Consider the following 600-nt stretch of genomic DNA (forward strand, 5'->3'; position numbering starts at 1 on the left):
TACACCGAGAAGGACATGAGCCTTCTCGAGATCAACCCGCTGATCGTCCTGAAGGACGGGCATCTGAGGGTGCTCGACGCCAAGGTCTCGTTCGACGGCAACGCGCTCTATCGCCACGACGACATCAGGGCGCTGCGCGACGAATCGGAAGAGGACGCCAAGGAGATCGAGGCGTCGAAGCACGATCTGGCCTATGTGGCGCTCGACGGCGACATCGGCTGCATGGTCAACGGCGCGGGGCTGGCCATGGCGACGATGGACATCATCAAGCTGTACGGCAAGGAGCCGGCGAACTTCCTCGACGTCGGCGGCGGCGCCACCAAGGAGAAGGTCACCGAGGCGTTCAAGATCATCACCTCGGACCCGAACGTCAAAGGCATCCTGGTCAACATCTTCGGCGGCATCATGCGCTGTGACGTGATCGCCGAAGGCGTCGTCGCCGCGGTCAAGGAGGTCGGGCTGAAAGTGCCGCTGGTGGTGCGCCTCGAAGGCACCAATGTCGACCAGGGCAAGGCGATCCTCAACGAATCGGGCCTCGCCATCACCGCCGCCGACGACCTCGACGACGCCGCCAAGAAGATCGTCAAGGCGGTGGGATAA

The 600-nt window shown here is 63.2% G+C and carries 1 pseudogene; it reads left to right on the forward strand.

Annotated elements, in window-relative coordinates:
* Positions 1-600, forward strand: a pseudogene (gene sucC, locus ING15_RS19325) (succinate--CoA ligase subunit beta); the annotation flags it as partial.

The sequence above is a fragment of the Aurantimonas marina genome, assembly GCF_017183135.1.
Lineage (GTDB): Bacteria > Pseudomonadota > Alphaproteobacteria > Rhizobiales > Rhizobiaceae > Aurantimonas > Aurantimonas marina.